Source organism: Pseudomonas sp. 2725 (assembly GCF_050434585.1).
In the GTDB taxonomy this organism is placed as follows: Bacteria; Pseudomonadota; Gammaproteobacteria; order Pseudomonadales; family Pseudomonadaceae; genus Aquipseudomonas; species Aquipseudomonas jessenii.
Map to the genome: position 1 here is coordinate 1 of NZ_JBNDIV010000002.1, position 19,508 is coordinate 19,508.

General features: G+C 59.5%; 20 protein-coding genes and 1 tRNA gene. 6 read left to right on the forward strand and 15 right to left on the reverse strand.

What is annotated here, in order from left to right; translation table 11 throughout:
- Positions 1 to 564: 564 nt before the first annotated feature.
- The 5 genes from ABIE16_RS04260 to dapA form a co-directional block, all read right to left on the reverse strand.
- Positions 565 to 654 (reverse strand) — tRNA-Ser (locus ABIE16_RS04260).
- Between the two features lie 83 nt (positions 655 to 737).
- The gene (purC, locus tag ABIE16_RS04265; RefSeq protein ID WP_429520616.1) at positions 738 to 1,451 is read right to left on the reverse strand and encodes a phosphoribosylaminoimidazolesuccinocarboxamide synthase; all 714 of its coding nucleotides are present in this window, start codon (positions 1,449 to 1,451) and stop codon (positions 738 to 740) included.
- Between the two features lie 28 nt (positions 1,452 to 1,479).
- Positions 1,480 to 2,238 carry an MBL fold metallo-hydrolase gene (locus tag ABIE16_RS04270; protein ID WP_429520617.1) on the reverse strand — a complete coding sequence of 253 codons (759 nt, stop codon included), beginning with the start codon at positions 2,236 to 2,238 and terminating at the stop codon, positions 1,480 to 1,482.
- A gap of 4 nt (positions 2,239 to 2,242) precedes the next feature.
- Complete coding sequence (gene bamC, locus ABIE16_RS04275) at positions 2,243 to 3,358, reverse strand: outer membrane protein assembly factor BamC (protein ID WP_057716016.1); 1,116 nt, start codon at positions 3,356 to 3,358, stop codon at positions 2,243 to 2,245.
- 17 nt (positions 3,359 to 3,375) lie between these two features.
- Positions 3,376 to 4,254, reverse strand: coding sequence for a 4-hydroxy-tetrahydrodipicolinate synthase (dapA, locus tag ABIE16_RS04280; protein WP_046041557.1), 879 nt, complete (start codon positions 4,252 to 4,254; stop codon positions 3,376 to 3,378).
- 327 nt (positions 4,255 to 4,581) lie between these two features.
- Between dapA and ABIE16_RS04285 the strand changes: the two genes are divergently transcribed.
- Entirely contained in the window at positions 4,582 to 5,142 is a 561-nt protein-coding gene (locus ABIE16_RS04285; protein ID WP_007979776.1) for a glycine cleavage system protein R, read from the forward strand.
- Between the two features lie 10 nt (positions 5,143 to 5,152).
- Positions 5,153 to 5,626, forward strand: a complete 474-nt coding sequence (locus ABIE16_RS04290; protein WP_057716018.1) for a peroxiredoxin — start codon at positions 5,153 to 5,155, stop codon at positions 5,624 to 5,626.
- Positions 5,627 to 5,768: 142 nt separating this feature from the next.
- Here the strand turns inward: ABIE16_RS04290 and ABIE16_RS04295 are convergent, their stop codons facing one another.
- Positions 5,769 to 6,839 (reverse strand): AI-2E family transporter, encoded by a 1,071-nt coding sequence (locus ABIE16_RS04295; protein ID WP_057716019.1) that lies wholly within the window; start codon positions 6,837 to 6,839, stop codon positions 5,769 to 5,771.
- A 31-nt stretch (positions 6,840 to 6,870) separates the two neighbouring features.
- Complete coding sequence (locus tag ABIE16_RS04300) at positions 6,871 to 7,110, reverse strand: sulfurtransferase TusA family protein (protein WP_007979782.1); 240 nt, start codon at positions 7,108 to 7,110, stop codon at positions 6,871 to 6,873.
- 98 nt (positions 7,111 to 7,208) lie between these two features.
- Here ABIE16_RS04300 and ABIE16_RS04305 point away from each other — a divergent pair, with 98 nt between their 5' ends.
- Positions 7,209 to 8,642 carry a M48 family metalloprotease gene (locus ABIE16_RS04305; RefSeq protein WP_057716020.1) on the forward strand — a complete coding sequence of 478 codons (1,434 nt, stop codon included), beginning with the start codon at positions 7,209 to 7,211 and terminating at the stop codon, positions 8,640 to 8,642.
- A 76-nt stretch (positions 8,643 to 8,718) separates the two neighbouring features.
- Here ABIE16_RS04305 and ABIE16_RS04310 read toward each other — a convergent pair whose 3' ends face one another.
- The 4 genes from ABIE16_RS04310 to rpoE form a co-directional block, all read right to left on the reverse strand.
- Entirely contained in the window at positions 8,719 to 10,143 is a 1,425-nt protein-coding gene (locus ABIE16_RS04310; protein WP_090453675.1) for a DegQ family serine endoprotease, read from the reverse strand.
- Between the two features lie 178 nt (positions 10,144 to 10,321).
- A complete protein-coding gene (locus tag ABIE16_RS04315) occupies positions 10,322 to 11,281 on the reverse strand; it encodes a MucB/RseB C-terminal domain-containing protein (RefSeq protein WP_154861746.1) in 960 nt (319 codons plus the stop codon).
- An 8-nt stretch (positions 11,282 to 11,289) separates the two neighbouring features.
- Positions 11,290 to 11,877 carry a sigma-E factor negative regulatory protein gene (locus tag ABIE16_RS04320; RefSeq protein WP_057716023.1) on the reverse strand — a complete coding sequence of 196 codons (588 nt, stop codon included), beginning with the start codon at positions 11,875 to 11,877 and terminating at the stop codon, positions 11,290 to 11,292.
- A gap of 31 nt (positions 11,878 to 11,908) precedes the next feature.
- The gene (gene rpoE, locus ABIE16_RS04325; protein WP_003172477.1) at positions 11,909 to 12,490 is read right to left on the reverse strand and encodes an RNA polymerase sigma factor RpoE; all 582 of its coding nucleotides are present in this window, start codon (positions 12,488 to 12,490) and stop codon (positions 11,909 to 11,911) included.
- Between the two features lie 552 nt (positions 12,491 to 13,042).
- Here rpoE and nadB point away from each other — a divergent pair.
- Complete coding sequence (nadB, locus tag ABIE16_RS04330) at positions 13,043 to 14,659, forward strand: L-aspartate oxidase (RefSeq protein ID WP_429520618.1); 1,617 nt, start codon at positions 13,043 to 13,045, stop codon at positions 14,657 to 14,659.
- On the opposite strand, the gene ABIE16_RS04335 is transcribed toward nadB, so the two are convergent.
- Positions 14,628 to 15,080: a protein YgfX gene (locus ABIE16_RS04335; protein ID WP_218495112.1), complete on the reverse strand. Its 453-nt coding sequence runs from the start codon at positions 15,078 to 15,080 to the stop codon at positions 14,628 to 14,630. The two genes, nadB and ABIE16_RS04335, sit on opposite strands and share 32 nt — an antisense overlap.
- Positions 15,064 to 15,318 carry a succinate dehydrogenase assembly factor 2 gene (locus tag ABIE16_RS04340; protein WP_057716026.1) on the reverse strand — a complete coding sequence of 85 codons (255 nt, stop codon included), beginning with the start codon at positions 15,316 to 15,318 and terminating at the stop codon, positions 15,064 to 15,066. The genes ABIE16_RS04335 and ABIE16_RS04340 overlap by 17 nt, the downstream gene beginning before the upstream one ends.
- A 149-nt stretch (positions 15,319 to 15,467) precedes the next feature.
- Here ABIE16_RS04340 and ABIE16_RS04345 point away from each other — a divergent pair, with 149 nt between their 5' ends.
- A complete protein-coding gene (locus tag ABIE16_RS04345; protein WP_218495111.1) occupies positions 15,468 to 16,409 on the forward strand; it encodes a YgfZ/GcvT domain-containing protein in 942 nt (313 codons plus the stop codon).
- A gap of 34 nt (positions 16,410 to 16,443) precedes the next feature.
- Entirely contained in the window at positions 16,444 to 17,265 is an 822-nt protein-coding gene (locus tag ABIE16_RS04350; RefSeq protein WP_218495110.1) for an HDOD domain-containing protein, read from the forward strand.
- Between the two features lie 159 nt (positions 17,266 to 17,424).
- On the opposite strand, the gene ABIE16_RS04355 is transcribed toward ABIE16_RS04350, so the two are convergent.
- Together ABIE16_RS04355 and ABIE16_RS04360 are read right to left on the reverse strand one after the other, a co-directional pair.
- A complete protein-coding gene (locus ABIE16_RS04355) occupies positions 17,425 to 18,813 on the reverse strand; it encodes a sensor histidine kinase (RefSeq protein WP_057716029.1) in 1,389 nt (462 codons plus the stop codon).
- Positions 18,806 to 19,477 (reverse strand): response regulator, encoded by a 672-nt coding sequence (locus ABIE16_RS04360; protein WP_007979804.1) that lies wholly within the window; start codon positions 19,475 to 19,477, stop codon positions 18,806 to 18,808. Before ABIE16_RS04360 ends, ABIE16_RS04355 begins: the two co-directional genes overlap by 8 nt.
- Between the last annotated feature and the right edge of the window lie 31 nt (positions 19,478 to 19,508).

Genomic DNA, 19,508 nt, shown 5'->3' on the forward strand with positions numbered 1-19,508 from the left:
CTCGCGGAGTAACTTGTGATGCTGATAATCTGTTGACTAGCAGTCTGACTCCACAAGCACCCACACGAATTGCTTGATTCAGTTGTTAAAGAGCGATTGGTTAAGATCTTTCGTCTCAACCGAGATGCGCATCTTACAGCGCATCTTTTCAATTTGCAACCTTAAAAGTTTCTGATTTTTCAACAAAATCAACTACTTAAACCAAGAGCCACATCAAACTGCTCGTTAGCGGGAGGCGAATAATACAGTATTAAAATACGTGGTCAACCCCCCACCTGAAAATTCTACTTCCTTGCCAAAGCGCCCGGGTCGCCACCATGAGAACCTCCAGCATCTATATAAAGCACTGGGACAGCAACGAACCCAAACCACATCACCTGGACATATAGATACAACAATGGTGAGAAAGCCCTACGGCAAATGGATACCCAAGGGATCCCAAGAGCATGACGAGTATCACGTCAAAAATGCCGGGACACGAAATGCCCTCCCCGACCAATACGACAGAAACGAAAAAGCCCCTGAAATGTTTAACCACTTCAGGGGCTTCGTCTTGTTCAATAATGGCGGAGAGATAGGGATTCGAACCCTAGGTACCGGTGAAGGTACAACGGATTTCGAATCCGTCCCATTCGGCCACTCTGGCATCTCTCCAACGGCGCGCATCATAACAACACTTTCGCAGGAAGCGAACCCCCTAAGCGAAATATTTCTGTGCTATCAGATGCTTGCGTCGGTTAAAGCGGTACGCCCAGGCGATTGGCGACTTCTTCATAGGCTTCGATGACGTCACCGAGGTCCTGACGGAAGCGGTCCTTGTCCATTTTCTTGCCGGTGGCCTTGTCCCACAGACGGCAGCCGTCCGGACTGAATTCGTCGCCCAGCACGATGGAGCCATCGTGGAACACACCGAACTCCAGCTTGAAGTCGACCAGCAGCAGGCCGGCGTCGTCGAACAGTTTGCTCAGGACTTCGTTGACCTTGAGCGACAGCTCTTTCATGCGCACCAGTTGCTCGGCAGTGCCCCAACCAAAGGCCACGACGTGGGATTCGTTGATGAACGGGTCGCCCTTGGCGTCGTCCTTCAGGAACAGTTCGAAGGTGTAAGGGTTGAGCTTCATGCCCTCTTCGACACCCAGACGCTTGACCAGGCTGCCGGCGGCGTAGTTACGCACGACGCATTCGACCGGGATCATGTCGAGTTTCTTCACCAGGCATTCGTTGTCGCCCAGCAATTTGTCGAATTGGGTCGGCACGCCGGCCGCTTCGAGCTTCTGCATGATGAAGGCGTTGAACTTGTTGTTCACCATGCCTTTGCGGTCGAGCTGCTCGATGCGCTTGCCGTCGAACGCCGAGGTGTCGTTACGAAACAGCAGGATCAAGCGGTTAGCGTCGTCGGTCTTGTAAACCGACTTGGCTTTGCCGCGGTAGAGTTCTTCACGTTTTTCCATGATGGGCTCCGCTTGCTAAGTAGATGGGCTAGGCGATATGTCGCCAGTCGAGCCCTGAATCTTGATCGGCCAGTTGCAGCCAGTCCGGGTCGCACCCAAGGGTGTCGACAAAACATTGCCGGGCCAGCCGCGGCAGGTTGTTCTTGCTGCTCAGATGGGCCAGGACCAGGTGTTGCAGGTTTTTCCAGCCCAGCTCGGCCACCAGGAATGCCGCCTGGTGGTTATTCAAATGCCCCAGTTCACCGCCTACCCGCTGCTTGAGAAAGTACGGGTAATGACCGCGAGCCAGCATGTCACGACAGTGATTGGACTCGATCATCAACGCATCGAGGTCCCGATAGCCGTCCAGCACCTTGTCACAATACGAGCCCAGGTCGGTCAACAGGCCGAAGCGCCGTAAACCGTCACTGAAAACATATTGCGTCGGTTCTTGTGCATCGTGGGCCACGGCAATGACACCGATGCTCAAGTCGCCGATTTGCAGTTGATCGCCGCCGGCCAGAAAGCCTGCGGGCTCAATAGGTTTGCGCATCCCGCGCAAGGTCCCGCGACTGAGGTAGACAGGCAGATTGTAGCGCCGAGACAGCAAACCCACGCCATGCACGTGGTCGGCATGTTCGTGGGTCACGAGTATCGCGCTCAGCTGCGCAGGGTTCACACCCAGGCGCAGCAGGCGTTTTTCGGTTTCCCGCAGGGAAAAACCACAATCCACCAATACGTACGTATCAGCGCTGGCTATCAGCGTGCCGTTCCCTTGACTACCGCTGCCGAGAACGGCAAAACGCATAGGATCAGCCCAGGTTGTCCTGAATCTTGCTCAACACTTTACGCGCCACATCGGCCGGCGCCACGGTGTTGATGTTTTTCTCTACGGTGACCTGGACGTTCTCGCCAACCTTGCTCAGGCGAACCTGATAACGCTCGGCGCGGGCCTCAAGCTCTTCCTTGCTCGGCGCGCTGCCGAACAGGCTGCTGAAGAAGCCTGGCTTGTCGTCTTTGCTCTCGGCTTTTTCGGCCAGGTTGATGTAGTACAGGCCCAGGCTGCGGTTGATGTCTTCAACACGCCATTCGCCTTGTTCCAGCGCACGACCGACGCTCGACCAGGCACGATCCAGGTCGGTACCGACGTTCAGCACAGGGTTGCCGCTGCCGTCTTCACTCAGGCTGACACGACTTGGCGCGTCGAAATCACGCGAAGCCAGCATGGAAACCGAACCGCCCTTCTCGGAGATACGGCTCATGCTCGCGAGCATGTCGTCGACCAGTGCCGCGTCCAGGCCAGTGTTGACCGAACGGTTGGTGAAGGCCACGTCGGCGGTGCTGCCGGCGGGACGCTCGGCGCTGACCACATAGACTTCACTGGTATTGCGCTGCACGCCCGGCTCGATGCGCACCCGCACGCGGGTTTCGCTGTCCGTGCTGACGCCGGCCGCGCTCAGGCGCTTGGCCATGGCCGCAGACAGTTCATCGGAATGCTGCCAGGTCGTGGTGAATTCACCGGTTTGCGGACGCTGTTCATCCAGACGGAAACCGTTGTCCTGGAAGAACTGAACGGCCACGGGCCAGACTTCAGCCGGCGGATTCTGCGCCAGGATGGAGCTGGAGCCGCCGCTCTTCTGCAGGGAGTAGGCACCGGCGTCAGCACCCGCGGTCAGCGGCTGCGGCCGAGGAACGATGTATTCGCCCTTGGCGGTGTCATCGGCCACGTTGCGCGGGATCGGCAACAGCGGATCCAGACGCTTGGCGGTACGGACATCCGGTGGCATTTGCATCGGTGCAGTCTGTTGCGCTTCCAGGTAATCGCTACCACGGTCACGGAAATAACCTTCCGGGCCCCAGATCCATCCACAGCCACTGGTGCTGGAGATAATCAAGGCAAGTGCGGAAAGTCCGGCCATTCGCTTCATGCGTTGTACTTCCTCAATTAAACCAGGACGCCGCACTGGCGCAGGGCCGTGCGCAGCGTTTCGTGACAAGGTGTGCTCAGCCAGGTCAACGGCAGGCGAATGCCTTCGTGCATCAGGCCCATTTCAACCAAAGCCCACTTCACCGGAATCGGGTTGGCTTCGATGAACAGGTCCTTGTGCAGCGGCATCAGTTTTTCGTTGATTGCCCGTGCAGTCTCGGCATCCCCCTTGAGGGCGGCCTCGCACAGATCGGCCATTTCACGCGGCGCGACGTTGGCGGTAACGGAAATGTTGCCCTTGCCGCCCATCAGGATCAGCTCGACCGCGGTCGGATCATCGCCGGAAAGGACGATGAAGTCCTTGCTTACGCCGTCGAGGATGGCCTTGGCGCGCTTGAGGTCGCCGGTCGCTTCCTTGATACCGATGATGTTCGGCACGGTGGACAGGCGGATCACGGTTTCGGCCTGCATGTCGCAGGAGGTGCGGCCGGGAACGTTATAGAGAATCTGCGGGATGTCGACCGATTCGGCGATGTGCTTGAAGTGCAGGTACAGGCCTTCCTGGGTCGGCTTGTTGTAGTACGGCACTACCAGCAGGCAGGCATCGGCGCCGGCTTCCTTGGCATTACGGGTCAATTCGACGGCTTCGCGGGTCGAATTGGCGCCGGTACCGGCAATCACCGGAATACGACCGTTGACCTGCTTCACCACGGCACGGATGACTTCGATGTGCTCGTTGACGTCGAGGGTTGCCGACTCGCCGGTGGTGCCGACGGCGACAATGGCATGGGTGCCGTTTTCAAGGTGGAAGTCCACGAGTTTGCTGAGGCTGTCCCAGTCAAGACGCCCCTGTGCATCCATGGGTGTGACCAGTGCCACCATACTGCCCGCAATCATGAAACCGCTCCTGCCGGAAAAAGAGAGCCGTAATGGTACTGGCGCCAAGATGCTTGCACAAGCGAAGTACTGTGCTGCCGCCATTCCCCTTGGCGCCGGTTTTCGCTACCCTTCAGACTTTGATCGGTACAGACAAGCTCGCGCGCCGGGTTTCAGCCTCCATTTACGGCATCACAAGCCCTGATCCAGCGTTGCCGCCTCTCGCTCCCGCCCTGCCGGAGCACGTCGCGACCTGCCGCTTGGGGGTTTCTGAATTCGCATCCGCAGGCTCGCCCCGGCAAAACGCCCTCTGGACGTACCGACCGCTCATCGCTTTAGGAATGCTGCATGTCCACCCCCACAGTTCGCGAACAATTCCTTGTTATCAGTGCCCTCGGCGCCAACCCCATGGAGCTGACCAACGTCCTGTGCCGCGCCAGCCATGAAAACCGCTGCGCCGTTGTCACCTCTCGCCTGACCCGCCATGGCGAATGCAGTGCCCTGGTGCTGGAAATCTCCGGTAGCTGGGATGCCCTGGCACGCCTGGAAGGCAGCCTGCCAGTATTGGCCAAGCGGCATGCGTTCACGGTCAACGTGGTGCGCAGCGCGGCCTTGGAAAACCGCCCTCAGGCCCTGCCGTACGTCGCTTATGTCAGCTCGGCCTACCGCTCGGACATCATCAACGAGCTGTGCCAGTTCTTCATGGACCACAATGTCGAGCTGGAAAACCTCACCTGCGACACTTATCAGGCTCCGCAGACCGGCGGCACCATGCTCAACGCCACGTTTACCGTGACCTTGCCGGCCGGCGTGCAAATCAGCTGGCTGCGCGATCAGTTCCTGGATTTTGCCGACGCGCTGAACCTCGATGCCCTGATCGAACCCTGGCGCCCACAGAACCCAATGTAAGGAAGCTTTCATGGCCGTTGCCATCGACCAACCGGTTGCCGATTTCCAAGCCCCCGCCACCAGCGGGCAAACCGTCAGCCTCGCCGGCCTGAAAGGCAAGCAGGTAGTGATCTACTTCTACCCCAAGGACAGCACACCGGGCTGCACGACCGAGGGGCAGGGCTTTCGTGATCAATACGCTGCGTTCAAGGCCGCCAATACCGAAGTGTTCGGCGTGTCTCGCGACAGCCTCAAATCCCACGAGAACTTCAAGTGCAAACAGGAATTCCCCTTTGAGCTGATCAGCGACAAGGACGAAGCCATCTGCCAGCTGTTCGACGTGATCAAGCTGAAAAAGCTCTACGGCAAGGAATACATGGGCGTGGATCGCAGCACGTTCCTGATCGACGCCAACGGCGTGCTGCGCCAGGAATGGCGCGGCGTGAAGGTGCCGGGGCATGTTGATGCGGTATTGGCCGCGGCCCAGGCTCTGAATAAGGCCTGATTTCCGGGCGTTCTTTCGGACGCCATCGCGAGCAAGCTCGCTCCCACAGCTAACCGTGATTTTCTGAACAACTCGGTCAACTGTGGGAGCGAGCTTGCTCGCGAAGGGGTCATCAGCCCCACTGAACGATCAAACCTGCCCCTTAAAGCAGCGGCGCGACCTCCGGCTCCTTGCGCGGCCAGGCATCCAGCACGGCCTTGAACAGCGTCGCCAGGGGAATCGCGAAGAACACCCCCCAGAACCCCCACAACCCGCCAAACAACAGCACTGCGCAGATGATTGCCACCGGGTGCAGGTTGACCGCCTCCGAGAACAACAATGGCACCAGCACGTTGCCATCCAGCGTCTGAATGATCCCGTAGACCGCCATCAAGTATATGAACTGATCGCTCCAGCCCCACTGGAACAGTGCAATCAGAAATACGGGCACGGTCACCACAACGGCGCCGACATAAGGCACCACCACCGAAATCCCCACCAGCAGTGCCAGCAGCGCCGCGTAATTGAGTTCAAGGACAACAAAGGCGATGTAGGTCACGCCACCGCAAATGAAGATTTCGATGACCTTGCCGCGAATGTAATTGGCGATCTGCCGGTTCATTTCATGGGCGACCCGGGTGATCAACGCCCGCTCACGGGGCAGGTAACCGCGCACCCACTGGCCGATCATGGCCCGATCCTTGAGGAAGAAAAACACCAGGATCGGCACCAGCACCAGATAGATCATGATGTTCACCAGCAATGGCAGGCTCGACAGCGAGAACGTCAGTGCCCACTGACCAAACTTGCCGATTTCGCCCCGCGCCGCTTCGATGGCCTGCAGTACCTGCTCATCGGACACCAGATGCGGATAGCGTTCGGGCAGCAGCAGCAACAGCGACTGCCACTTGGCGAGCATGCCGGGCAACTCGTTGAACAGGGTGATCAGTTGATGCCAGAGCAATGGCACGACAACCACGATAAACACCAGCAACAGCCCCATGAACAACGCAAAGACCAGCCCCACCGCGACCCCGCCCGGCACCCGCAGGCGCTCGAGGGTCACCACCAGCCCCTGCATCAGGTACGCCAGCACCATCCCGGCGAGCACCGGCGCCAGCATACCGCCCAGGGTCAGCACGGCGGTGAACGCCAGAAACAGCAGGACAGCCAGCACCACCGCTTCTTCATCGGAGAAATAGCGCTGAATCCAGTCGCGCAACACTTTGAACATCAATAATCCTTAGGAGTAAACGCAGCCGAATTCAGGCTTTTTTCAACCAGTAGCGGTAAACACCCGCCTCATCTTCTTCACGAAGCAGGGTATGACCGGCCAATCGGGCAAAGGTGCGAAAGTCGCGTTGCGAACCCGCATCGGTGGCGATGACCTTGAGCACCGCGCCACTGGCCAGCCGGTTGAGCTCCATCTTGGCCTTGAGCAACGGCAACGGGCAATTCAGGCCGCTGGCGTCCAGTTCAACGTCATGCTCTACAGCGTCGGTCATTGCATCACTCCGGGTCAGGTGGTTGTGTTGCCTAGAATATCTGGTCGCAACGCCGGTGTCCGGCTACAGTAAGGTCTTTGTCGACTAAGGCTTTGTGCATGACTTTTTTGCGCCCCACCCTGCTGACGCTCGCTTGCCTGCTCGCCTCACCGGGCTTTGCCGACGACCTGCCGTCACTCGGCGACGCCAGTTCTGCCATTGTCTCGCCGCAACAGGAATACCAGCTCGGCCGCGCCTGGCTGGCAATGTTGCGCAGTCAGGTTTCGCAGCTCAACGATCCTCAGCTCAAGAATTACGTGGAATCCAGCGTTTACCGACTGGTCGAGACCAGCCAGGTCACTGACCGACGCCTGGAATTCATCCTGATCAACAGCCCGCAGCTCAACGCCTTTGCAGCGCCGGGCGGGATCGTCGGGGTGAACGGAGGTTTGTTCCTCAACGCCCAGACCGAGGGCGAATACGCTTCGGTACTGGCGCACGAATTGGCTCACTTGTCGCAGCGCCACTTTGCCCGGGGCGTCGAAGCGCAGCAACGCATGCAAGTACCCATGATGGCTGCATTGCTGGCGGGTATCGTGCTGGCAGCCGCCGGTGGCGGTGACGCCGGGATCGCGGCCATTGCCGGCACACAGGCCGCAGCCATTCAGGAACAGCGGCGATTCTCCCGCCAGAACGAGCAGGAAGCCGACCGTATCGGCATCCTCAATCTGGAAAAGGCCGGTTACGATCCTCGCTCGATGCCAACCATGTTCGAACGACTGGGGCGTCAGTACCGCTACGATGCCAAGCCACCGGAATTTCTGCTGACCCACCCGGTCACCGAATCGCGTATCGCCGACACCCGCAACCGCGCCGAACAGTTTCCAAAGGGCGGTATCGAAGACAGCATGCGCTACCAACTGATCCGCGCACGCGTACAGCTGATCTATGAAGAAACCCCGGGGCTTGGCGCCAAGCGCTTCCGCGCCCAGCTCGACGAGAACCCGAAAAACGACGTGGCACGCTACGGCCTGGCGATCGCCCAGATCAAGGGCGGCCAACTGAACGAAGCACGGGAAAACCTCAAGCAGTTGCTGGCCAAGTCACCCAACGAAATCATCTACAACCTGGCTCAGGTCGATCTGGATATCACCAATAATCGCCTGGCGGATGCCCAGTCCCGGGTTGACCGGTTGATGGGCCAATACTCTGGCAACTACCCGCTGAACCAGATTCGCGTCGACCTGCTGCTCAAGCAAAACCGTACTGCGGATGCGGAGAAAGCCCTCGAAAGCCTGCTCAAGTCCCGCCCGGATGACCCGGACGTGTGGTATCAGGTTGCCGAGACGCGCGGCCTGTCGGGCAATATCATCGGCCTGCATCAGGCTCGCGCCGAATACTTTGCGCTGGTCGGTGACTACAAACAGGCCATTCAGCAACTGGACTTCGCCAAACGCAGGGCTGGCAGCAACTTCCCGCTGTCTTCGCGGATCGACGCGCGGCAACGCGAGCTGATGGAACAAGAGCGCATGATCAAGGACATGATGGGCTGACGCCCCGGCGACAAAAGGTCCGGACACAAAAAAACCGCCTCTTTCGAGGCGGTTTTTTATGCAACCAACAACCGGGTTATTCAGCCAGCTTGAAGGTGATGAAGCTCGCACGCCCCTGACGCAGTACCCGCATCGACACCGAACGGTTCTTTGGCAGCGCCTTGGCGATGTCCGCGAACTCCTTGGTGGAACCGATGGCCTGGTTGTTCAGATGGGTGATCACATCACCCGGCTGCAAGCCGATCATGGCAGCAGGGCCGTCCTGCACTTCCTTGATCAGCACACCACCCTTGAGGTCGTAGGTTTTCTTCTGCTCGTCAGTCAGCTCGACCACGGAAACACCCAGGCGATTACTGCTGCGCTCGATGCTGGATTTTGGCAGCGCATCCAGCTCCTTGCCTTCTTCCGGAATCGCGCCGACTGTCAATTCGACATTCTTGCGCTTGCCGTCACGAATCACTTCCAGATCGGCCTTGTTGCCAGCCTTCAACGCGCCAACGAGGTGCGGCAGGTCGGCCGACATGACGATTGGCTGACCGTTCATGCTCAGGATCACGTCGCCAACTTGCAGGCCGCCCTTGGCAGCCGGACCATCGTCCTGGATCTGGGCAACCAGCGCACCGGCCGGCTTCTCCAGGCCGAACGACTCGGCCAGGTCCTTGCTCACTTCCTGAATCACGACGCCCAGCCAGCCACGGCTGACCTTGCCACCGGATTTCAGCTGATTGGAAACATCCATGGCCACGTCGATCGGGATTGCAAACGACACGCCCATGAAGCCACCGGAGCGGGTATAGATCTGCGAGTTGATCCCGACCACCTCACCGTTGAGGTTGAACAGCGGACCACCGGAGTTACCCGGGTTGATCGGCACGTCGGTCTGGATGAACGGCACATAGTTTTCGTTCGGCAGGCTGCGACCGACGGCACTGACGATACCTTGGGTCACCGTGTGGTCAAAGCCGAATGGCGAACCGATCGCGACAACCCATTGGCCAGCCTTCAGGTCCTGGGATTTACCGAGCTTGAGCACTGGCAGATCCTTGCCTTCGATTTTCAGCAGCGCCACGTCGGAACGTGGATCGGTACCGATCAGCTTGGCTTTCATTTCGCTGCGATCGGCCAGGCGGACGAGGATTTCGTCAGCATCGGCGATCACGTGATTATTGGTCAGGATATAGCCATCGGAAGAGATGATGAAACCCGAACCCAGGGAGGTTGCCTCGCGCTGACGGTCACGAGGTGAGCGCGATTGTGGCGGCATGCCCCGTTCGAAGAACTCGCGCAGCATCGGTGGCAAGCCTTCGAGGTCGGGCATCTGCTGGTTGACTTTGCGATCCGGCAGCTTTTGCGTGGTACTGATGTTCACGACCGCAGGCGAAGCCTGTTCGACCAGTTGCGTAAAATCAGGCAATTCGACCGCTTGGGCGGTGACCGCCTGACCGAGCACCAGCACGGTGGCAATAATGGAAAGGTAGGACTTCAAGCGTGGTATCGACATACGGCTCCCGTTACGACGAGCATGGTTAAGCGATATGGAGCAAGGAACACCGGGAACAATACGCCGGTATTTTTGTTCCGGGAACAACAAACAAGGCCAGAGCCGAGGGGCTCTGACCTATAAAAAATTTACGGGATTTTTGCAAACTGAAATGCTCACGAAACATTTCAAATTCAGCTCACTGCTTGGTTGCAGCGGCGTCGGTGCGCATTGAAAGCGCTATCCGTTCAGCAGTACCGACCGGTATCTCGCCAACGACAGTCACCATCATGTCGCCCTGTGCCGTGGCCAGGCGCCGGGAAACCGCAACGGTCGGCCCCAACTGAGTACGGGTGTCGGTGACTGTTGCGCCATTCAACGGCTCGAGGAATACCGAAAAACGCGTCAGGCCATCGTCATACATCAGGCTATTGACCTGGGTCTTGGTCTGCGGATCCTTGCGAGCGGTGCTGCTGGTCAGCTCGAAGCCGGGCGGCAACCAGTCGGAACGCCAGACCTGGGCAGCCTTGACGGCAGAGGCCTTGTCACTTTCGAGATTGACCGGCTTGCAATCAGTACTGGCCTGCAGGTCTTTTTCGGAAGGGACGTCAGCGGTATCCATTTGCGTGAACTGGAAGCGCTCCAACAACCGCCCCTTGTCGTCCAGTAGCAAGGACTTCAGAGGCAGGCCGGTCTCCTTGTCCAGATGCAGTTCAAAACCGTAGCGGTGCTGATCACGGGGTGTCAGCGATACGATCACCGCCGAACGCCCGGCGACACGCGACTTGCCGATGACGGCCAGGTCATACCAATTCTTGAGCTTTTGAGGATCGAGTGCACGGGCGGCGGAGTTCGGGGAGTCCCCAAGCCCTGCTATCAGTGTGCCGCTGACGCATTGGGTTTGCCCATCAATGCGAACGACTTCCTGAGCGGAACCGTCGAGCTGGATCAAACGCTCGCGGACCTTTCCATCCTGGACGCGGTGCCAGATGTTATGGGTAGAAAAACTACCGTTACGCTCGTAGACGAAAGTACCCTGAAAGCTTTGCTGTTGCTCTGCCTGGCCCAGGCGGGTCAACCAGTCCTGGGCTTCACCGGCTTGGGCTGGAACGATGAACCAGCCGCTGAGCAGAAGCGAAAGTAGAGGTATGGCGCGCATGATCCTCCTTAACGGTTTTCCAGACTTGCGGCACGAGCGTAAGGCAGAGCGCTCTCAGTGCCTTTCAATGCAGCCTGTTGTGCGTGTTGGCGCAAGTAACCTGGCAGACGCTGATCGTGCCAGCCTGGCTGACCTTGCAGTACGCCGTTGGCCATTGGGCCAGTAGCATCCGAACTCTCATTGTAGCCTGCCAAAACGGCTGGGCCTTTTACTTGAGGAGCAGCCAGTCCGGGTTGAGCGGATTGCTGGGCCAGTTCGACACCGGCGATCTCATCCTGGTTGTACAGACGCACACCGGCCAGCACCGCCAGGGTCACCGAGGCAGCGACCGCCAGACGACCCAGGCTGCGCCATGGACCACGGGAAGCTTTTGCCGGTACGGCTTCGTCAGCCAGGGCAGCAGAAACAGCCGCGGCGATGTCCAAGCGTGGAAGCAGCAGATCCTTGTGCATCACTGCCCGAGCGATCTGATAACGAGCCCAGGTTTCACGGGTTTCAACATCGTCACAGGCATTCAATACCCGACGCAATTCCAATTCGTCCGCTTCGTTATCCATCACTGCGGACAGCGATTCCTGCAGGGCTTCACGACTCATGGCGTTCCTCTCTTGGCTGTCGCCGCTGTCTTTAGTTTTCCTGCAACAACGGCTGCAGGGCTTTGTCGATGGCCTCCCGGGCGCGGAAAATCCGGGAGCGCACGGTGCCTACCGGACATTGCATGACACTCGCAATGTCCTCGTAACTCAGACCATCAAACTCACGTAAAGTTAAAGCCGTACGCAAATCTTCCGGCAGTTGCTGAATGGTTCGATGGACGGTGCCTTCGATCTCATCCCGCAGCAAAGCCCGTTCTGGCGACTCGAGATCCTTGAGGCCATGATCGCCATCGTAGAACTCTGCATCCTCGGAACTGACATCGCTATCCGGCGGCCGACGGCCGCGTGAAACCAGATAGTTTTTCGCCGTGTTGATGGCGATGCGGTAAAGCCACGTATAAAACGCGCTGTCTCCGCGAAAATTTCCAAGTGCACGGTATGCCTTGATAAAGGCTTCTTGTGCCACATCCTGGGCTTCATGGGTGTCGTGCACGAAACGCACGATCAACCCGAGAATTTTGTGCTGGTATTTCAGCACTAGCAGATCGAAAGCACGCTTGTCGCCGCGCTGAACGCGTTCGACCAGTTGCTGATCCTCTTCCTGGGTTAGCATGAACACTCCTCGATGAGCTCGGAGGAGGCTTGCAGAAGTAAACCACCAGACTTGCAAACATAGACTCGGGCTTTTCGCAAAAGTTCTCCCCCTCCAGGCAAGTTTCCTGCGGGCTCTGATTTGGCACGCACGAAAAGCGCAGCACGAGTTGACCCGGCTGCGCGGATAATCTTGTCATCGGATTCTTCAGCAAGGATCGAACTGCAATCCCGCACTGAAACCGACACTGTCCCTTGTTTCAGGCAACCGTCTATTGATCTTGGGCCTTTGGCAAAAGTTCCAATTATTTATAGCCGTACCAACCCGACATTGTGTAACCGTGAAGGGAAAAAGACTGTTAAATCGGCGATACAGTCATTCTCGCGCCCAACGGGCAGAAAAACATCCGACGAAGCGACCGATGTTTTGCGTCACGGTAGTTTCACAATGCCATGCTAGCTCGGGTATTGTGCCGCTCCCCCCCTCTATATACTAGTGGGCAGTGCGGCTGCATTGACTCGAAAGTCCAGCTGCGCCACCCCCGACCCGGGTCGCTTTGAGCGGAATCCTGAAATGAGCCAACAGTTTCAACACGATGTTCTGGTAATTGGCAGCGGTGCTGCCGGCTTGAGCCTTGCGCTGACCTTGCCCAGTCATTTGCGCATTGCCGTTCTGAGCAAGGGCAACCTCGCCAATGGCTCGACTTTCTGGGCCCAGGGCGGCGTTGCGGCCGTTCTCGATGACACCGATACCGTTGAGTCCCATGTCGATGACACCCTCAATGCCGGCGGCGGCCTGTGTCATGAGGACGCCGTGCGCTTTACCGTCGAGCACAGCCGGGAAGCGATTCAATGGCTGATCGACCAGGGCGTGCCCTTTACCCGCGATGAACAGTCGAGTAACGAAGATGGCGGGTTCGAGTTCCACCTCACCCGCGAGGGCGGTCACAGCCATCGGCGCATCATCCACGCAGCCGATGCCACCGGCGCTGCCATTTTCACCACCCTGCTCGACCAGGCCCGGAAACGACCGAACATCGAACTGCTGGAGCAGCGGGTTGCGGTTGACCTTATTACCGAGAAACGCCTGGGACTCGAAGGTGATCGCTGCCTCGGCGCCTATGTGCTCAATCGCGGCACCGGCGAAGTCGACACCTACGGCGCCCGCTTTGTGATCCTCGCCTCCGGTGGTGCGGCCAAGGTTTACCTCTACACCAGTAACCCTGACGGCGCCTGCGGCGATGGCATCGCCATGGCCTGGCGCTCGGGCTGCCGGGTGGCGAATCTGGAATTCAACCAGTTCCACCCTACTTGCCTGTATCACCCGCAAGCCAAGAGTTTCCTGGTCACCGAAGCCCTGCGAGGCGAAGGTGCCCACCTGAAGCTGCCCAACGGCGAGCGCTTCATGCAGCGCTTCGATCCACGGGCCGAGTTGGCCCCACGAGACATCGTCGCCCGGGCCATCGACCATGAAATGAAGCGCCTGGGCGTCGACTGCGTCTATCTGGACATCAGCCACAAACCCGAAGCCTTCATCAAGACGCACTTCCCGACGGTGTACGAACGTTGTCTGGAATTCTCCATCGACATCACCAAACAACCGATCCCGGTGGTCCCGGCGGCGCACTACACCTGCGGCGGCGTGATGGTCGATCAACAGGGTCGCACCGATGTGCCGGGGCTGTATGCCATCGGCGAAACCAGTTTCACCGGCCTGCACGGTGCCAACCGCATGGCCAGCAACTCGCTGCTGGAATGTTTCGTCTATGCCCGCTCGGCGGCCGCGGACATTCTCGAACAGTTGCCCCGGGTTCCGATGCCAACGCCCCTTCCCGCCTGGGATGCGAGTCAGGTCACCGATTCCGATGAAGACGTGATCATTGCGCACAACTGGGATGAGCTGCGGCGATTCATGTGGGACTACGTTGGCATCGTGCGCACCAACAAGCGTCTGCAACGGGCGCAACATCGCGTGCAGCTGTTGCTGGATGAAATCGACGAGTTCTACAGCAACTACAAGGTCAGCCGGGACCTGATCGAGCTGCGCAACCTGGCCCAGGTTGCCGAGCTGATGATTCTGTCAGCCATGGAACGCAAGGAAAGCCGTGGCCTGCATTACACCCTCGACTACCCGGACATGTTGCCGGTCGCGCTGGACACTATTCTGGTACCGCCCACCTACGTCGGCTGAACTTGAGCCGCACCCGCAGGCGTCGGTGCACATCCGCCGCCTGCGCATCCCGGGGTACGCAAATGGCCCTGACCCGGCGCTCGCCCCGTAATCGAAAACGCAGTACCACCACCAACGGCAGCGCCAGGCTGTCCGGCCTTAGTTGTACGGCCTGCCAACCCCTGGCCCGACTCCACAACTGCCAGCCATCGGCATCGCGCCGCAAGCCGCAAAAGGCCTGCGGGTGGGTCAGCAGGATTTGCCGGGGCAACAGCCAGGCTCCGTGAACCACGCACAGCACGACGCCGAGCGAGCTGGCCCAGACCGGAATTGACAGTAAAAACAACGAACCCAACGCGAACAGCTGGGCCAGAAGATAGGCCGCCAGCAACTGCCGTGAGGCATGCCAGCGGCATTCGAACCCATTACTTGGGCTGGACACGATCCAGGATCATGCGAACCATGCGTTGCAGCTCAGGATCTTCCGATTCGCTGCGTTCCATGAACCAGCCGAACATGTCCTGATCTTCGCATTCGAGCAACCTGACATAGCAGGCGCGATCAACCTCGTTGAGGTGCCGATAAACCTCTTTCACAAACGGCACCAGCAACACATCAAGCTCAAGCATGCCGCGGCGGCTGTGCCAATAGAGGCGGTTCAGTTCAACATCTTCGACCATGGAGCGCTCCTCAAATAGGCCGCAAGTATACAGGCCCGCGCCCCGTCGAACAGTCGGCTTTGGTCGGCCACCGTCGAGCCTTTGTTAACTACCCATTTCGAAGGCGGCCCCTTATGATGTCCATCAGACTTTTTACCCTGCGATGACCCATGGCCGATTCTGCTTTTTTCTGCACCCTTTCTCATGAAGGTGTTCTCGCGGTCCGCGGCGCGGACGCCAGCAAATTCCTGCAAGGCCAACTGACCTGCAACCTCAACTACCTGAGCGATTCCCGGGCCAGCCTCGGTGCCCGCTGCACGCAAAAAGGCCGGATGCAATCGAGTTTCCGCATCCTGCTCGAGGGTGACGGCGTGGTCCTGGCCATGGCCACCGAATTGCTCGAACCGCAACTGGCGGACCTGAAAAAATACGCGGTGTTTTCCAAGTCGAAACTGACCGACGAAAGTGCCGCCTGGGTCCGCTTCGGTGTCGACCATGGCGACGCCGCACTGGTCAGCCTCGGCCTGGACCTGCCGGCAGAAACCGACAGCGTCGTGCGCAACGATGGACTGATCGCCATCCGCGTCTCGCCTGAACGTGCCGAACTGTGGGTTGCCGTCGGTCAAGCCGACGCAGTCAAAGGCAAGCTTTCGGCTGTGCTGAGCGAAGGCGATCTGAATCAATGGCTGCTGGGCCAGGTCCGCGCCGGGATCGGCCAGGTCATGCCCGGCACCCGCGAGTTGTTCATCCCCCAGATGCTCAACCTGCAAGCGGTCGGTGGCGTGAGTTTCAAGAAAGGTTGCTACACCGGGCAGGAAATCGTCGCGCGGATGCAGTACCTGGGCAAACTCAAGCGCCGCCTGTATCGCCTGCAACTGGCTGCCGGCGAACTGCCTGAACCGGGTACCCCGCTGTTTTCCCCGACCCACGGCAGCGCCATCGGCGAAGTGGTGCTGGCGGCCCGCGCCGGACAGAACATTGAACTCCTGGCTGTGTTGCAAGCCGAAGCAGCAGAAAGTGGAGACATCCACCTGGGCGCACTCGAAGGGCCGTCCTTGCAGCTGCTCGACCTGCCTTATGAACTGGACCGCGACCGCGAAATCCAGCAATAACGGCAGCACTTGGCGCGACACCTAGAGAGACTAAATGAGCAAGCTGGCGGAAAAGGTCCAACAGGATTTGGTTGAGGCCATCAATAACGATGACCTGGTTCTGCCAACGTTACCGGAAGTGGCCCTGCAGATTCGCAAGGCCGCGGAAAACCCGGAAGTCAGCGTCAGTACCCTGAGCAAAGTGATCGGCCGTGATACCGCGCTGTCGGCACGCCTGATCAAAGTGGTCAACAGCCCACTGTTGCGCGCGACCCAGGAAGTGACCGATCTGCATACCGCGATCACCCGCCTGGGCATCAACTACAGCTGTAACCTGGCGATCGGCCTGGTCATGGAGCAGATTTTCCATGCCCGCTCCGACGTGGTGGAACAGAAGATGCGCGATGTCTGGCGTAAAAGCCTGGAAATCGCCGGCGTCAGCTACGCCTTGTGCCGCAGTTGCACCCGACTAAAGCCCGATCAGGCGGCCCTTGGCGGCCTGGTGCACCAGATCGGCGTGCTGCCGATCCTGACCTACGCCGAAGATCACTACGAGCTGCTGTCCGACCCGGTCAGCCTCAACCATGTGATCGACCGGATTCATCCGCTAATCGGCGAAAAACTGCTCAGGGTCTGGGAATTTCCCGACATGCTGGTGCAAGTGCCGCGGCTTTACCTGAACTTCAAGCGCCAGTCTGCGCAGATCGACTATGTGGATCTGGTACAGGTGGCCAGCCTGTATTGCCTGCAGGACACCGATCACCCGCTCGCCAGTACCGATGCGTTGAACGTACCGGCCTACAAAGCACTTGGAATCGATTTTGACGACAAGGCGATGTGCGCCGACCTGGAAGAAACACGCACGATGTTTTACTGATCCTTGTGGCGAGGGGGCTTGCCCCCGTTGGGCTGCGAAGCGGCCCCAAAACCTGCGACCGTGTAAGCCAGGCACACCGCATAGTCAGGTTTACGACTGCTGCGCAGCCGAACGGGGTGGTGCGGCATTCCGACAAGCCCCCTCGCCACAGATGTTGTGTTACTCCCCGGAGATAAAACTCACCCGCACCTTCAACCCCGCCCGCTCGCCATCGTGCAGGCTGATCTGGGCCAGATGCGCGCGGCAGATCTCACCGACAATCGCCAACCCCAATCCGGAACCGGCCACTTGCTGATTGCGGCGATAAAAGCGCTCGAATACCCGATCGCGTTCTTCAAGAGGAATGCCGGGGCCATCATCTTCGACTTCCAGCACGGCGGGCGCCGAGACCCGCAGAATCACGTTGCCACCCGGCGGCGTGTGGGCCAATGCGTTATCCACCAGATTGCTCAGCAGCTCGTTCAATAACGTCGGCTCGCCCCGCAGCCAGACCGGTTCATCCGCCTCCAGCGCCAGCGCGATACCACGCTTGTGGGCCAACGGCGCCATGGCCATGCCCAGTTCCCGTGCCAACTGACTCAGGTCGAGTAACTGCGCGCCGCCCTCGGCAATCGCCCGGGCACCATTTTCGACCCGCGCCAGGGAAAGCAACTGATTGGCCAGATGAGTCAATCGATCAGTGCTCTGGGCGGCATTCTCCAGGGTGCTGCGCCAGACATCGGGCTCAGCCGAGCGCTGGCCCAGCTCCAGGCGCGCCTTGAGTGCCGCCAGCGGCGTGCGCAGTTCGTGGGCGGCGTCGGCGATGAATTGTGCCTGCTTCTCGAACTGGCCACGCAAGCGCTCGGTAAAGTGATTGAGTGCGCGCACCAGCGGCCACAATTCGCGCTGCACTTCCACCAAAGGCAAGGGGCGCAGATCGTCCGGCTGGCGCTCTTCCACCGCCGTGCGCAAGCGCTCCAGCGGGCGCAACGCAGCACTCACCGCGAACCACACCAGCATCAACGCACCGATTGCCAGCATGCCCAGGCGCAGCAAAGTATCCGCCGCCAGACTGCGGGCCATGCTGACGCGCGCTTCATCGGTTTCCGCCACGCGAATTTCCGCCATGCCATTCATGTTCGGCTCGCTCACGGGCTTGAGCAGGCTCACCACGCGCACGTTCTGCCCGCGGTACTGGGCGTTGTAGAAACGTGCGAGCGCCGGATAGTCATCGGTGCGCGGCGTTCCCGGCGGTGGCGCCGGCAGGTTTTCGTAACCGGAAATCAGCTTCTGATTGATGTCGTTGACCAGGTAGAAAATTCGCCCGGCACTGTCGTAGGCAAAGGTATCGAGGGCCACATAGGGCACGTCGGCACTCAGGGTGCCGTCGCGCTGAGAGACGCCGGCAGCGATGGTTCGCGCCGACGCCAACAGGGTCCGGTCATAGGCCGTGTCGGCAGCTTCGCGTCCGTTCCAGTAGGCGCTCAAACCACTGGCCAGCATCAACACCACCAGCAACAGCGCCAGGTTCCACAGCAACCGCCAGCGCAGGCTGCTGGGCTTATGCATCGCGGCTTTCCAGCAAGTAACCGAGGCCGCGAAAAGTCACGATGGCGACCGGCTGGCCGTCGAGTTTCTTGCGCAGGCGGTGCACGTAGATTTCGATGGCATCGGGGCTGGCTTCTTCGTCGAGACCGAACACTTGCGACGCCAGCTGCTCCTTGCTCATCACCCGACCGGGGCGCGCGATCAGGGCTTCGAGCACGGCCTGTTCGCGGGAGGTCAGGGTCAGCAATTCTTCACCGAGGGTGAAACGCCGGGTTTCCAGGTCGTAGGCCAGCACACCGCAACGCTGAATGCGCTCACCGCCCAGCACGCTGCGGCGCAACAAGGCTTTGACCCGGGCTTCGAGTTCGGTCAGTTCGAACGGCTTGGCCAGGTAGTCGTCGGCGCCGAGGTTGAGGCCGTGGACCCGGTCCTTGACGTCGCTGCGGGCGGTCAGCATCAACACCGGCAGGTTCTTGCCCCGCGCCCGCAAACGCGCCAGCACTTCGAAACCATCCATGCGCGGCAAGCCGACATCGAGGATCGCCATGGCGTATTCCTCGCTGCCCAGCGCCAGGTCGGCCGCCACGCCATCGTGCAGGACGTCCACGGTCAGCCCGGTGCTCTTGAGCGCCTGGGCGACACTTTCGGCGAGCTGCAAATGGTCTTCGACGAGCAGAACACGCATGGATCTTTACCTCATTCCGGGATGGTCGACG

Bases quoted from the DNA above. Each gene is read 5' to 3' on its own strand.
- purC (WP_429520616.1), bottom strand. From the start codon at position 1,451: ATGGAAAAACGTGAAGAACTCTACCGCGGCAAAGCCAAGTCGGTTTAC.
- ABIE16_RS04270 (WP_429520617.1), bottom strand. From the start codon at position 2,238: ATGCGTTTTGCCGTTCTCGGCAGCGGTAGTCAAGGGAACGGCACGCTG.
- bamC (WP_057716016.1), bottom strand. From the start codon at position 3,358: ATGAAGCGAATGGCCGGACTTTCCGCACTTGCCTTGATTATCTCCAGC.
- dapA (WP_046041557.1), bottom strand. From the start codon at position 4,254: ATGATTGCGGGCAGTATGGTGGCACTGGTCACACCCATGGATGCACAG.
- ABIE16_RS04285 (WP_007979776.1), top strand. From the start codon at position 4,582: ATGTCCACCCCCACAGTTCGCGAACAATTCCTTGTTATCAGTGCCCTC.
- ABIE16_RS04290 (WP_057716018.1), top strand. From the start codon at position 5,153: ATGGCCGTTGCCATCGACCAACCGGTTGCCGATTTCCAAGCCCCCGCC.
- ABIE16_RS04295 (WP_057716019.1), bottom strand. From the start codon at position 6,839: ATGTTCAAAGTGTTGCGCGACTGGATTCAGCGCTATTTCTCCGATGAA.
- ABIE16_RS04300 (WP_007979782.1), bottom strand. From the start codon at position 7,110: ATGACCGACGCTGTAGAGCATGACGTTGAACTGGACGCCAGCGGCCTG.
- ABIE16_RS04305 (WP_057716020.1), top strand. From the start codon at position 7,209: ATGACTTTTTTGCGCCCCACCCTGCTGACGCTCGCTTGCCTGCTCGCC.
- ABIE16_RS04310 (WP_090453675.1), bottom strand. From the start codon at position 10,143: ATGTCGATACCACGCTTGAAGTCCTACCTTTCCATTATTGCCACCGTG.
- ABIE16_RS04315 (WP_154861746.1), bottom strand. From the start codon at position 11,281: ATGCGCGCCATACCTCTACTTTCGCTTCTGCTCAGCGGCTGGTTCATC.
- ABIE16_RS04320 (WP_057716023.1), bottom strand. From the start codon at position 11,877: ATGAGTCGTGAAGCCCTGCAGGAATCGCTGTCCGCAGTGATGGATAAC.
- rpoE (WP_003172477.1), bottom strand. From the start codon at position 12,490: ATGCTAACCCAGGAAGAGGATCAGCAACTGGTCGAACGCGTTCAGCGC.
- nadB (WP_429520618.1), top strand. From the start codon at position 13,043: ATGAGCCAACAGTTTCAACACGATGTTCTGGTAATTGGCAGCGGTGCT.
- ABIE16_RS04340 (WP_057716026.1), bottom strand. From the start codon at position 15,318: ATGGTCGAAGATGTTGAACTGAACCGCCTCTATTGGCACAGCCGCCGC.
- ABIE16_RS04345 (WP_218495111.1), top strand. From the start codon at position 15,468: ATGGCCGATTCTGCTTTTTTCTGCACCCTTTCTCATGAAGGTGTTCTC.
- ABIE16_RS04350 (WP_218495110.1), top strand. From the start codon at position 16,444: ATGAGCAAGCTGGCGGAAAAGGTCCAACAGGATTTGGTTGAGGCCATC.
- ABIE16_RS04355 (WP_057716029.1), bottom strand. From the start codon at position 18,813: ATGCATAAGCCCAGCAGCCTGCGCTGGCGGTTGCTGTGGAACCTGGCG.
- ABIE16_RS04360 (WP_007979804.1), bottom strand. From the start codon at position 19,477: ATGCGTGTTCTGCTCGTCGAAGACCATTTGCAGCTCGCCGAAAGTGTC.